Origin of the sequence: Kitasatospora sp. NPDC051164 (assembly GCF_044455625.1) — a bacterium.
GTDB lineage: Bacteria > Actinomycetota > Actinomycetes > Streptomycetales > Streptomycetaceae > Kitasatospora.
In genome coordinates this window covers 94,939-107,616 of record NZ_JBITFB010000021.1, presented here as the reverse complement: position 1 = coordinate 107,616, position 12,678 = coordinate 94,939, and the positions used below count along the sequence as shown (strand labels likewise).

The following is a 12,678-nucleotide window of genomic DNA, read 5'->3' as shown; positions in this document are numbered from 1 at the left end:
CGAGGGGTCAGCATGCAGGGCCCGCTCGGCGACCTGATGGTCCGTCAGGCACTGTCCTGCGCCTGCACTTCCCCGGCGCCGACCACGCGGCCCGGATCCGGGGACTCCTCGACCAGGTCGGCCTCGGCGCCAGGGCGGCCGACGCGCTGCCCCGGCAGCTCTCCGGCGGCCAGCGCCAACGCGTAGCCATCGCAGAGGCGTTGGCCGTCCAGCCGGCCGTGCTGGTGCTGGACGAGGCGGTCGCCGCACTGGACGTGTCCGTGCAGGCACAGGTCCTGAACCTGCTCGCGGACATCCGCGAACGGACCGGCGTCGGCTACCTGTTCATCACCCACGACCTCGGCGTCGTGCGCTGCGTCACCGACGAGGTCGTCGTGATGCGCCACGGAGCGATCGTCGAATCCGGCCCCACCGCCGAGGTCCTCGACTCCCCGCAACACGCCTACACCCGGCTGCTGCTGGAGTCCGTCCCCCGGCCCGGCTGGGATCCCGACCGGATCGCCGCCGCGCGCCGCGCCCTATAGGCAGCTCCGGAAGGATGGCCCCGGAAGGACGGCCCGGAAGGACGGCCCCGGTTCGGCAGGCGGTGGGACCTGCCGGACCGGGGGTCACCCGGTCCCGCAACACCTCCGTCCTCGCCTGGTTCACCCCGGGAGCGGATTCCCCCGAACGGCGGATGCGTGCCGCGCCGGATCCTGACCTTCCTGTCAGTAGCGTGCGGAGCCGAAGCCGACACCCAACGGAACGAGGACTCATGGCTCACCCCCGGCCGTCCCGCCGCTCGCTCCTGCAATCCGGGGCCGCGCTCGCCGCGTTGGCCCTGCTCGGCGGCTGCTTCTCCGACGGCGGCGGCGATGAGCAGCCCGGCCCGAGCGCCACGGCCTCGGGCGCGGCCCCGGCGGGCAGCCCGGCCGCCGCCGGGCGGACCATGCCGGCCGAGTCGCAGCCGCACACCCGCACCTTCATGGCCTGGCCCGCGCTGGAGGAGGTGTGGGGCGACCAACTGCCCGGCGTCCGGCAGGACATCGCGGGCCTGGCCCAGGCCGTCGCCTGCTTCGAACCGGTCGTCCTGCTGGCCCGCCCCGACCAGGCCGACCAGGCCCGGCAGGCCTGCGGATCCTCGGTCGAGGTACTCGAGTTGACGGTCGACGACCTGTGGGCCCGGGACACCGGCCCGACCTTCGTCACCGGCCCCCAGGGGCTCGCCGGGGTGGACTTCGACTTCAACGGCTGGGGGAACAAGCAGACCCACGCCAACGACGGCCAGGTCGCCCGCAACCTCCTCGCCCACTACGGCACCACCCGCCTCCAGGCGCCGATCACCGGCGAGGGCGGCGGCATCGAGGTGGACGGCGAGGGCACCCTGATGGCCACCGAGAGCGCCTGGGTCAACGACAACCGCAACCCCGGCAAGTCCCGCGAGCAGATCGAGGCGAGCTTCAAGGACCTGCTCGGCGTCGAGAAGGTGATCTGGTTCAAGGGCGTCGCCGGGCAGGACATCACCGACTGCCACGTCGACGCCCTCGCCCGCTTCGCCGAGCCCGGCACCGTCGTCCTGCACCGCCCCGCCGCCGACACCCCGCCGGACGTCTGGACCGCCGCCTCCGCGCAGGCGCTCCAGGTGCTCCGGTCCGCGACCGACGACAAGGGCCGCACGCTCAAGGTCGTCGACCTCCCCGAGCCCGACGTCGACCTGATCCAGGGCGCGGGCAAGAACTTCCTCGCCACCTACATCGACTACTACGTCTGCAGCAACGGCGGCCTCATCGTGCCGCGCTTCGGCGACCAGGCCGCCGACGACCAGGCGGCCGGCATCATCGGCGACCTCCACCCGGGCCGCAAGGTCACCCTGGTCGGCATCAACCACATCGCCTGCGGCGGCGGGGGCATCCACTGCGCCACCCAGCAGCAGCCGGCCGCCGGCGCGTGAGCGCGTCGCGGCGGCGCGGCAACCGCCTCCTCCTCGCCCTGCTGATCGTGGCGGTGCTCTGCTCGGCCGGCGTCGCGCTGTACCTGAACGAGCGCGACACCCGGCAGCAGGCCCATGAACTGGCCCTCCCGGGCGTCAGCGACTGGATCGAACTGGACGTCACCTCCCAGGACATCAACCCCGGGACGGGCGATCTCACCCTCTTCGTCGTACCCGTCCCGCACGGCGGCCTCGCGGCGGGGCCGGGCACCTCCGCCTTCAGCCGGCAGGTCGTGATCACCGTCCAGTCGGCGGTCCGCACCGAGCTGCGGGCGGCGCCGGGGGAGGCGGCGACGCCCCAGCCCGTGCCGGCCAACTTCTACGACGGCACCGTGACCGACTACCCCTTCGACCGCCACCACTTCGCGCTGTCGTTCGCGGCCGCGGACACCACCGGCGGCATCCCCGTCGGCGTGGTCTTCGTGGACGCCGACCCGTTCTTCGTCGTCCACCCGACCAGCACCCCGCACCCGTCCGGAGCGATCGTCCTGGAGGGCACGGTCACCAGGGCGCGCAGCACCTTCATCCTGGCCTGGTTCATGATCGCGGCCATGTGGGCGCTCGCCTTGGCGGTGATGGCCGGGGCCGAGGTGCTCTACCGGGGGCGGCAGGGGATGGTGTGGCCCTCGCTCGGGTGGATGGCCGCGACCCTCTTCGCGCTCATCGGCATGCGCAACGCCGCGCCCGGCTCGCCCCCGATCGGTTCGCTCATCGACTACCTGGCCTTCTTCTGGGCTGAGGGCATCATCGCGGCGTGCCTGACGTTCACCGTCGTGGCCTGCACCCGCGTCGAGCGCCGCAAGCGCGCAGAGGCCGAGGCCGAGGCGGCGGGCGCGGCCGGTTCCGGCCCGTGACGGGGGACGCTCCGGGCCGGTTCGACGGGGCAGGGTCCGGTCCGCCGACCGGACCCCGCCCCGAACGGTGGCCGGTCCCGGAGCCCGTCCGCACGCCCCCGGGCCGGCCCGTCCGGTCAGCCGAGAGCGGGGATGTCGTGGGTGGCGCAGTGGATGCCGCCGCCGCCAGCCGCGATCGCGTCGATCTTCACCGGGACGATCTCCCGGCTCGGGAAGTACTGCTTCAGGATCTGCTGCGCCCGTTCGTCGGCCCTGGCGTCGCCGAACTTCGGCAGGTAGACGCCCTTCGAGCCGATGTAGAAGTTCATGTACGAGGAGACGAAGGCGTCGCCGCGGCCGGTGATCCGGTCCGGGTCGGGCTGCTGGAGCTCCACCACCTGCAGCTTCCTGCCGGTCGCGTCGGTGGCGTCCCGGAAGACGGCGCGCGCCTGGTCGGCCGAGCGGGACCAGACGTCCGCCGGGCTGCCGGGGAAGGCCTGGTCGAGCAGGACCACGCCGGGGGCGGCGAAGCGGGTCAGACAGTCGACGTGGGCGTCGGTGATGTCCTTACCCTTGACACCCGCCAGCCAGATCACCTTGGTCACGCCGAGGAGCCTCTTCAGCTCGGCCTCGACCTGGTCCCGGCTCATACCCGGGTTGCGGTTGTCGTTGACGACGGAGCTCTCGGTGACCATCAGGGTGCCCTGCCCGTCGGTCTCGAAGGAGCCGCCCTCGGCGACCAGCCGGGTCTCGATCCGCTCGACGCCGTACTTGGCCAGCACCGCCCGGGCGACCTTGGAGTCGTTGCCGCGCTGCTGCTTGCCGCCCCAGCCGTTGAAGTTGAAGTCGACCCCCTTGGCCCTGCCGCCCTCCTCGACGAACACCGGCAGGGTGTCCCGGGCCCACAGGTCGTCGACGGCGATCGGCACCACCTCGACGGCCGAGCCGCAGGCCTTCTGCGCGGCGTCCTTCTGCTCGGGCCGGGCCATCAGGACGACCGGTTCACGGGCGGCGATGGCCTGGGCCAGGCCGGCGACGTCCCGGCGGACGTCCGGGAGCTGGTCGCCCCAGACGTTCTCGGAGGCCGGCCAGGACATCACCGTGCGCAGGTGCTTGTCCCACTCGGCGCCGAAGCGGCGCACCCCGGGGGTGCCGCCGGGGGCGCCGCCGGGCTGCTGGGGCGGCACGGTGGGGTCGGCGTCCTCGACGCCGTTGGGGTCGCAGGCGGTGAGGCCGAGGGTGAGGGCACCGACGCCGACACCGACACCGGCGAGGGAGCGCATCAGGGTGCGGCGGGACAGGGCGTTGGACATACGGGAACTCCAGCTGAGGGTCTGGGCGGTGGAGGGGGCTTCGGTGGCTGTGGCTGTGGCTGTGGCTGCCGCGACGGCTACGGCAGCGGCTCGTGCATGGTCGAGCAGTGGATGCCGCCGCCCCCGGCCATCAGGCGGTCGACGTCGATCTGCACCACCTCGCGGCCGGGGAAGGCCGCGGCGAGCGCCTCCCTGGCGGCGGCGTCCTTGGACGCGTCGCCGAACTGGGCGGTGATCACGCCGCCGTTGACGACGTGGAAGTTGAGGTAGGAGTCGACGAACTTGGAGCTGCGGGAGCGGACGGTGTCCGGGCCGTGCACGGGGAGGACCCGCAGACGGCGCCCCCGGGCGTCGGTGGCGGCGGACAGGATGGCGAACTGCTCGCGGGCGTCGCGCGCCCAGGCGTCGTTGCGGTCCGCCGGCGGCAGCTGCACCATCACCACGCCGGGCCGGATGAACCGGGAGGTGACGTCCACGTGGTCGTCGGTGATGTCCTGGCCCTTGATCCCGGGCAGCCAGATCATCGTGTCCGCGCCGTAGGCCTCCAGGACGGCCTCCTCGACCTCGTCCCGGCTCATGCCGCGGTTGCGGTTCTTGTTGACCAGGCTGCTCTCGGTGGCCATCACCGTGCCGTCGCCGTCGGTCTCGATCGCGCCGCCCTCGCCGACGAAGTCCGCGTAGGAGTGGCGCAGGCCCCGGCGGGTGGCGAGGAGTTCGGCGACCTGGGCGTCGTCGTGGTGCACCTGCTTGTTGCCCCAGCCGTTGAAGTTGAGGATCACGGCGTCCAGACCGCCGTACCCGTCGCGGCGGAAGACCGGCGCGATGTCGCGCATCCACAGGTCGTCGGTCGGGATGGCGGTGATCACCTCCACCGCGGAGCCGCACCGGGACCGGGCCTTGCCCGCGGTCCAGTCGTCGGGGGCGCACATGACCACCGGCTCGAACTCGGCGATCGTGCGGGCGATCAGGGCGATGTCCTCCTGGACGCCGCCCAGGCGCAGTCCCCACACACCCCGGCGGGCGGGCCAGGACATCCAGGTCCGCGCGTGCGGGACGTCGTCCGCCGGCACCCAGTACGGCCCGGTGGAACGGTCATCGCGGTCGTGGGTCATGAGGGTCTCCGGATCGTGCGATGGTGCCGGGAGGGGTGCGCGGGGCCGCCGGCTCCACTCTTCGCGCCGCGACGCACCGGCGCACCACGGAGCGGGGCCGACGGCCGACACCCTGCCCTGCGGCTTCAGGCTCGCACTGACTGAAAAATCAGTCAAACGCGTGGGCGTGCCCTGACGCATCCTTGACGGCTGCCGTGCGGAGTGTGACGCGCCCGGGGCGCTCCGTGCCGATGGGTGCTGACCGGTGCGGATCGGGGCTGATCGGGCGGATCGGTGTGGATCCGGGCGGCTCAGGAGCCGAGCCGGGCCACCTCGGCGTCGATCGCGTCGACCATGAGCGTCCGGGCGTGTGCCAGCGGCAGGCTGCCGCTGAGCCAGCGCGTGCTCAGCCCCTCCAGCAGTGCGGTGAGCCGCTCCGCCGCTCCGGCCAGCGCGACCGCAGAGGACATCGGCCGCTCCACGCCGAGCAGCTCGGCGATCTCCTGCACCCAGATCCGGGTCGCCCGCGCCAGGTCGTCGCGCAGCGTGTCGTCGAACACCGCGCTCGCCCGCAGCTCACCCCAGGCGGTGCTGTTCTCCCGCACTTCGACGGTGTCCTGGAGCTCCAGCAGCAGCGTCTGCTCCAGCTCCTCGCGCGGCGTCAGCGGCGGTGCGTCCGCGGCGCGCTCGGTCGTGTAGCGCTCCGCCCGGTCGTTGATGAACTCCAGGGTCTGACGGAGGATCCCCGTACGGTCCTTGAAGTGGTAGTAGATGAGCGCGGTCGACACGCCGGCCTCCGCCGCGAGCTCCTCCACCCGCAGCCCGCGCACCCCGCGCCGGGCGATCACCCGCGCAGCTGCTTCCAAGATCGACGTTTTACGACTGGCCACGGTCCACCACCTTACCCGTGCGTACCGACAGGATCGGACCTGTCGTCTGAGAAACAGGTCAGCCGCCGACCGTTGTGTCGGTGGTGCGGCAGGCGGGAAGATGCCAGGTGCCCCGGACGTCGGCTCCCTGTCCCGCCGTCCCCTTGCCCCGCCGTCTCCCTGCCCCGCCGTCCCCCTGTCGATCGGATGCCTGGTTTGGACTCCCTCCTGCTCTCCCGCCGCGACCTCGACTTCCTGCTGCACGACTGGCTGGACGTCACCGCCCTGACCCGCCGCCCCCGCTACGCCGACCACGACCGGGACACCTTCGACGCGGTGCTGGAGCTCAGCGAGTCCATCGCGACGAGGCACTTCGCCCCGCACAACAAGAAGAACGACGCCGAGGAGCCCCGCTTCGACGGCGAGCGGGTGCACCTCATCCCGGAGGTCGGGCAGGCCCTGCGGGTCTACGCCGAGGCCGGCCTGGTCGGCGCCTCCATGGACTACGACCTCGGCGGTCAGCAGCTGCCCGTCGTGGTCGCCAACGCCTGCCGGGCCTGGTTCCAGGCCGCCAACATCGCCACCGCCTCCTACCCGCTGCTCACCGTCGGCAACGCCAACCTCCTCCTGGCGCACGGCAGCCGGGAGCAGATCGACACCTATGTGCGGCCCATGGTCGACGGCCGCTTCTTCGGCACCATGTGCCTGTCGGAGCCGCAGGCCGGGTCCTCGCTGGCCGACATCACCACCCGGGCGGTGCCGGCCGCCGACGGCACGTACCGGATCACCGGCACCAAGATGTGGATCTCCGGCGGCGACCACGAGCTCAGCGAGAACATCGTCCACCTGGTGCTGGCCAAGATCCCCGGCGGTCCGGCGGGCGTGAAGGGCATCTCGCTGTTCATCGTGCCCAAGTACCTGGTCGGGCCGGACGGCACGCTCGGGGAGCGCAACGACGTGGTGCTCGCCGGCCTCAACCACAAGATGGGCTACCGCGGCACTACCAACGCCCTGCTCAACTTCGGCGAGGGCCGACACACCCCCGGCGGCGCCCCTGGCGCGGTCGGCCACCTGGTCGGCGAGCCCCACCACGGGCTCGCGTACATGTTCCACATGATGAACGAGGCACGCATCGGCGTCGGCCAGGGCGCCACGGCGCTCGGTTACACCGGCTACCTGCACGCCCTCGACTACGCCCGCACCCGCCCGCAGGGCCGCCCGCTCGGGGGCAGGGACCCGCACGCCCCGCAGGTGCCGATCATCGAGCACGCGGACGTACGTCGGATGCTGCTGGCGCAGAAGAGCTACGTGGAGGGCGCGCTCGCCCTCGGCCTGTACTGCAGCCGGCTGCTCGACGAGGAGGCCACCGCCGAGCAGGAGGCCGACCGGGCCCGCGCCCACCTGCTGCTGGACGTCCTGACGCCGATCGCCAAGAGCTGGCCGTCGCAGTGGTGCCTGGCCGCCAACGACCTCGCCATCCAGGTGCACGGCGGCTACGGCTACACCCGCGAGTACGACGTCGAGCAGTTCTACCGGGACAACCGGCTCAACCCCATCCACGAGGGCACCCACGGCATCCACGGACTGGACCTGCTCGGCCGCAAGGTCGTGATGGACGGCGGCGCGGGACTGCGGCTGCTCCTCGACACCCTCGCGGCGACCACCGCGCGGGCCGCGGCGGCCGGCGGCGAGGCGGCCGACCTCGCCGCCCGCCTGGACGCCGCGGCGGCCCGGATCGGACGGACCACCGCCACGCTGTGGGCCGCGGGGGACCCGGCGGCCGCGCTGGCCAACGCCACCGTCTACCTGGAAGCCGTCGGCCATGTGGTGCTGGCCTGGATCTGGCTGGAGCAGTTCCTCGCGCTCGGCGCCGGCACGGATGCCTTCCGCCAGGGCAAGAGGCAGGCGGCCCGGTACTTCTTCCGGGTCGAACTACCGCGCACCGGGCCGCAGTTCGACCTGCTCGACAGCCTCGACCGGACGGCGGGGGAGTGCCGCCCCGAGTGGTTCTGACGATCCGCTTCCCCGGGTGGGGTCAGCCGGTCGTGGCCCGCGTGCGGGTGTGGGTGCGGGTGCCGGTGGCGGTCGGGTGGGGCCAGGCGTGGTGGTGGCGGTCGATGACGTAGTGGTGGCCGTGCCGCCAGGCGCCGGTGGCGGTGGCGTGCGCGTCGGCGAGATGGGGGTGGCCGGTGGGCAGATCGGTGTGCAGGTGCTCCAGCGCGTCGGGGTCGCGGGCCGGCCACAGGGCGGCGGCTCCCGTCGCGGCGGCCAGGGCGACGACGCCGAGGACGGCGGCGGTGACGGGCAGTCCGGCGCCGGCGGCGAGCCAGCCGGCGAGGGGATAGGTGAGCAGCCAGCAGGCGTGCGAGAGGGAGAACTGGGCGGCGAACGCGGCCGGCAGGTCGGCGTCGGCGGCCGAGCGGCGGATGAGGCGTCCGCCGGGGGTGAGCACGGCGGAGCTGCCGGCGCCGACGAGGGCCCAGGCGGCGAGCAGGGCCACCCACGATCCGGTGCCGGCCCGGACGGCGGAGATCGCGGTGACGGCGGCGAGGACGGCCGGCAGGGAGAAGGCGGCGGGCAGCATGATCGCCCGGTCGCCGGTGCGGGCGAGGAGGCGGGGCAGGAGGAGCGCGGTGAGCATCGAGCCGACGCCGTAGGCGCCGAGCGCGACCGAGACGGCCCCGGCCGGGCGGTGGAAGTGGTCGCGGACGACGTTGACCGTGTCGACGAACACGATCGCGCCGGCGGCGGCGACCGTGAGGTCGAGGGCGAGCAGGGCACGCAACCGGGGGGTGGCCCGGAACAGCCGGGTGCCGAAGGCGGCCTTGGCGTGGCCGCTGCCCGCGCGTTCGACCGGGGCGGGCTTGGGCAGGACGGCGGAGACCACCAGGGCGGCGGAGGCGAGGAAGCCGACCGCCGTCCCGGCGAACAGCCAGTCGTACGACACCGCCGACAGCAGCAGCGCGGCGAGCGCGGGGCTGAACAGCGACTCCAGGTCGTAGGCGAGCCGGGACATCGACAGGGCGTTGGTGTAGTCGCGCTCGGCGGGCAGGACATCCGGGATGGTGGCCTGGAACGTCGGGGTGAAGGCGGCCGAGGCGGCCTGGAGCAGGAAGACCAGGACGTAGATCTGCCAGACCTGGTCGACGAACGGCAGGGCGAGCGCGACGCAGGCCCGGGTGAGGTCCATCGCGACCATCAGCGTCCGTCGGGGCAGCCGCCCGGCGAGTGCGCCGGCGATCGGCGCGATGGCGACGTAGGCGACCATCTTGATCGCCAGCGCGGTACCGAGGACCGCCGAGGCGTCGCTGCCGGCGATCCGGTACGCCAGCAGGGAGAGCGCCACCGTCGCCAGGCCGGTGCCGACCAGGGCCACGGCCTGCGCGGTGAAGAGGTGGCGGTAGGCGCGGTTGCGCAGCACGGACAGCATGGGCTACCCCGTCCCGGTCGGCAGTGGGGTGGTCAACCCATCATAGGAACAGGTGCGTACGTGTGCACCTATTTGTCAGAAGCCGACCCGCCCCGGCTGTCCGGTGCGCCCGCTGTCCGACCCGCCCGTGCGGTCAGTCGTGGGGCGGCAGGTGGCCGATCTGGTGGTCGGCGACGTTCAGCGCCTCGTCGACGAGCCGGCGCAGGTGGCCGTGGCGCAGCGAGTAGACGACGCGCCGCCCCTCCTTGCGGGTGGCGACGAGACCGGCGAGCCGGAGCTTGGCCAGGTGCTGGCTGACCGACGGCCGGGCGGCGCCCGTCGCCTCGGTCAGCGTGGTGACATCCGCCTCGCCCCGACCGAGCCGCTCCAGCAGGGCGAGCCTGGTCCGGTCGGCCAACAGCGTCAGCACGGACGCGGCGACGTCCAGGCGCTGCTCGGCCCGCTGCTGCGAGCGGTGTGCATCTGCCAGATGGGTGCCGGTGCTCATTCGCCCATCGTAGGGCGTTTCCGTGCGCAGGTGCGTACATGCGCCTACGGAGTCGCCGTCGGAAGGCCGCGAGCCGGACGCGCGGATCGACGGCTGCGGGGGCGGACGTGAGCGGCGTGAGAGGCTCGCCCCATGGAACATCGCGTACTCGGCCGCACCGGTCGGCCCGTCTCGATCGTCGGACTCGGCACCTGGCAGCTCGGCGCGGACTGGGGTGACGTCCGGGAGGAGGACGCCCTCGCCGTGCTGGAGGCCTCCGTGGAAGCAGGCGTCACGCTCTTCGACACCGCCGACGTCTACGGCGACGGCCGCAGCGAGCGGCTGATCGGCCGCTTCCTGAAGGACCGCCCGGACGCGGACGTGTTCGTCGCCACCAAGTTCGGGCGCCGGGTCGAGCAGCGCCCCGAGCATTACCAGCTCGCCAACTTCCGTGCCTGGGCGGACCGTTCACGGGCCAACCTGGGGGTGGAGCGACTCGACCTGGTGCAGCTGCACTGCCCGCCGACGCCCGTCTACTCCTCGGACGAGGTCTTCGACGCGCTGGACACCCTGGTCGCGGAGGAGCGGATCGCCGCGTACGGGGTGAGCGTGGAGACCTGCGCGGAGGCGCTGACCGCGATCGCGCGCCCGGGCGTCGCGAGCGTGCAGATCATCCTCAACGCGTTCCGGCTCAAGCCGTTGGAACAGGTGCTGCCCGCCGCCGAGGCCGCCGGGGTGGGGATCCTGGCCAGGGTGCCGCTGGCCTCCGGCCTGCTCTCGGGCCGCTACAGCGAACGCACCGTCTTCCCGCCGGACGACCACCGCACCTACAACCGTCACGGCGAGGCCTTCGACCAGGGCGAGACCTTCTCCGGCGTGGACTTCGCGACCGGCGTCGAGGCGGCGGCTGAGTTCGCCGCGCTCGCCCCGGAGGGCGCCACCGCGGCGCAGACGGCGCTGCGCTGGATCGTCCAGCAGCCGGGCGTGACCACGGTGATCCCCGGCGCCCGCAACGTGGCGCAGGCCCGGGCGAACGCGGCCGCCGCCGGGTCGGCGCCGCTGCCGACGGCCACCCTGGACGCCGTGCGGGAACTCTACGACCGCCGGATCCGGCCGCAGGTGCACGACCGCTGGTGACGGCGGTGCCATGACCGGGCCGCGGGCCGCGGCGGGCCTCGGCGGGCGTCGGTGGCCCTCGGCGTGCCCCGGTGTCAACTCCGCGTACCTGGGCCGGTGGTGAGGCCGAGGAAGTACCCGCGGTCCGGAAGGGCCGCCGGCAGCGGGTAGTCGAGCAGGACGTGCAGGTTGCACGCGGTGAGCGTGTAGGCGTGCAGGAGCAGGTCCGCGGTGGTGTCGGCGCCGAGCTTGCGCAGCACGGTCCTGGTGGTGCGGCTCCTGGTCGTCCGCTCCTCCCAGACGGCGCGCCGCCCCGGGTCGTGGCCGAGCAGGTCGAGCACCTCCTTGGCCCGGGCGGCCCGGGCGGCGAGGTCCGGGCCGTACCCGGTGCCGACCGCGCCGCCGGTGGCCGTCCCGCTCCCGGTGGCCGTCCCGCTGCCGGAACCCGATCCGCTCCCGGCGCTCCCGGCGCCCGTGTCGGCCGCGCCCGCGTAGGCGTCGGCCACCCGGTACGGCGACTGCGCGATGTGAACCAGCGCGCCGAGCGGGCCGCCGGTCCGTCCGGCCCGGTCGGACCACTGGACCAGTTCGCTGCGCCGGTGGCTGGTGGTGACGTCGTACATCACGCTCTTGATGCGGGCCAGCGCGAGCAGTTCGCCGATCGCGGGAACCCGCGACGCGCGGAACGGCTGCCAGGTCATCCCGGCCGAGGCGTTGACCACGACGATCTCGTCGACGTCGTAGGCGGCCGGCGGGTGGTCGGGGCGCCGCGCCCGTTCGGGAAGCCCCACCAGCCACTCGTCGGCCATGTTGTCGTACACCCCGCCGTCCGTGAGCACCAGGTCGGTCGCCGCCTCGGTGGGACCGGCCGGGGGCGGGAAGCGGTGGCGGGCGGTGGGGAGCCGCCGGACGGCGAACGCGCCCGGCAGACAGGCCGAGGACTGGACGGCCGTGGAGAGCGGGAGGCCGCCCGGAACGCCGGTGCCGAAGCGGAACCCGTAGACGAACGCGGGCGAGAAGTAGAAGTGGTCGCCGCTCTGCAACTCGGTGGTGCAGAACACGTGGTCGACGGAGCGCCGCACGGCGGAGAGGTCCGTCGCGGCGCCGTCGCCGTCGCCGTGGAAGAACTCGCGGGCCAGCGCCCGGTCCACGACGGCGCTGCGCCGCTCGAAGACCACCACCGCACCGGCCAGGAGCAGCAGCCCCGCGCCCAGGAGCACGCCGGAGAGCAGCCGCAGCCCCTCGACGGCGGTGGCGGCGACCCCCGCGAGCAGGGTCAGCACGGCCAGGCCGGCGAGGGCGAAGAGCGAGCGCACGTACCGGTTGGTGGACGGCCCCCAGAAGAACAGGCCGACGCGGGCGCAGTGGCGGATCAGCGGACGGACGCGTTCGGCGAAGTCCGCGCCCGGGTCCTGCCGGTAGTCGGTCTCGTGGGCGACCACTCCGTTGGCGACCGAGCCGCCGGACACCGAGGAGATCGCCACGACGTCCCGGTGTCGGCCGCTGTCGGCGAGGTACAGCAGGGCGCCGATGCCCCACATGGTGGCGCGGTAGCCGCCTCCGGAGAGGGCTACACCGATGCTGGTCATGA

Annotated in this window: 10 protein-coding genes and 1 pseudogene; 5 read left to right on the top strand and 6 right to left on the bottom strand. The window is 73.4% G+C overall.

Annotated features, from left to right (window positions below):
- Nucleotides 1–53 precede the first annotated feature (53 nt).
- From ACIBEC_RS29125 to ACIBEC_RS29115, 3 genes and pseudogenes are all read left to right on the top strand, one after another.
- A pseudogene (locus tag ACIBEC_RS29125) lies at nucleotides 54–524 on the top strand (ATP-binding cassette domain-containing protein); the annotation flags it as partial.
- Between the two features lie 230 nt (nucleotides 525–754).
- Entirely contained in the window at nucleotides 755–1,930 is a 1,176-nt protein-coding gene (locus tag ACIBEC_RS29120) for an agmatine deiminase family protein (RefSeq protein ID WP_360498958.1), read from the top strand.
- Entirely contained in the window at nucleotides 1,927–2,823 is an 897-nt protein-coding gene (locus tag ACIBEC_RS29115; protein ID WP_360498960.1) for a DUF4436 family protein, read from the top strand. The genes ACIBEC_RS29120 and ACIBEC_RS29115 overlap by 4 nt, the downstream gene beginning before the upstream one ends.
- Nucleotides 2,824–2,939: 116 nt before the next feature.
- Here the strand turns inward: ACIBEC_RS29115 and ACIBEC_RS29110 are convergent, their stop codons facing one another.
- The 3 genes from ACIBEC_RS29110 to ACIBEC_RS29100 form a co-directional block, all read right to left on the bottom strand.
- On the bottom strand, nucleotides 2,940–4,115 hold the full coding sequence (locus ACIBEC_RS29110; protein ID WP_360498962.1) for an agmatine deiminase family protein: 1,176 nt from the start codon (nucleotides 4,113–4,115) through the stop codon (nucleotides 2,940–2,942).
- A 77-nt stretch (nucleotides 4,116–4,192) separates the two neighbouring features.
- A complete protein-coding gene (locus ACIBEC_RS29105) occupies nucleotides 4,193–5,227 on the bottom strand; it encodes an agmatine deiminase family protein (RefSeq protein ID WP_360498963.1) in 1,035 nt (344 codons plus the stop codon).
- Between the two features lie 290 nt (nucleotides 5,228–5,517).
- Entirely contained in the window at nucleotides 5,518–6,096 is a 579-nt protein-coding gene (locus ACIBEC_RS29100; protein ID WP_360498965.1) for a TetR/AcrR family transcriptional regulator, read from the bottom strand.
- 195 nt (nucleotides 6,097–6,291) lie between these two features.
- Between ACIBEC_RS29100 and ACIBEC_RS29095 the strand changes: the two genes are divergently transcribed.
- Entirely contained in the window at nucleotides 6,292–8,088 is a 1,797-nt protein-coding gene (locus ACIBEC_RS29095) for an acyl-CoA dehydrogenase (protein ID WP_360498967.1), read from the top strand.
- Nucleotides 8,089–8,110: 22 nt separating this feature from the next.
- Here ACIBEC_RS29095 and ACIBEC_RS29090 read toward each other — a convergent pair whose 3' ends face one another.
- Together ACIBEC_RS29090 and ACIBEC_RS29085 are read right to left on the bottom strand one after the other, a co-directional pair.
- Complete coding sequence (locus ACIBEC_RS29090; RefSeq protein ID WP_360498969.1) at nucleotides 8,111–9,505, bottom strand: MFS transporter; 1,395 nt, start codon at nucleotides 9,503–9,505, stop codon at nucleotides 8,111–8,113.
- A gap of 133 nt (nucleotides 9,506–9,638) precedes the next feature.
- Nucleotides 9,639–9,992 carry a metalloregulator ArsR/SmtB family transcription factor gene (locus tag ACIBEC_RS29085; protein ID WP_360498971.1) on the bottom strand — a complete coding sequence of 118 codons (354 nt, stop codon included), beginning with the start codon at nucleotides 9,990–9,992 and terminating at the stop codon, nucleotides 9,639–9,641.
- A 132-nt stretch (nucleotides 9,993–10,124) separates the two neighbouring features.
- Here ACIBEC_RS29085 and ACIBEC_RS29080 point away from each other — a divergent pair, with 132 nt between their 5' ends.
- Nucleotides 10,125–11,108 carry an aldo/keto reductase gene (locus tag ACIBEC_RS29080; RefSeq protein ID WP_360498973.1) on the top strand — a complete coding sequence of 328 codons (984 nt, stop codon included), beginning with the start codon at nucleotides 10,125–10,127 and terminating at the stop codon, nucleotides 11,106–11,108.
- A gap of 74 nt (nucleotides 11,109–11,182) precedes the next feature.
- On the opposite strand, the gene ACIBEC_RS29075 is transcribed toward ACIBEC_RS29080, so the two are convergent.
- On the bottom strand, nucleotides 11,183–12,676 hold the full coding sequence (locus tag ACIBEC_RS29075; protein ID WP_360498975.1) for a hypothetical protein: 1,494 nt from the start codon (nucleotides 12,674–12,676) through the stop codon (nucleotides 11,183–11,185).
- Nucleotides 12,677–12,678: the final 2 nt, after the last annotated feature.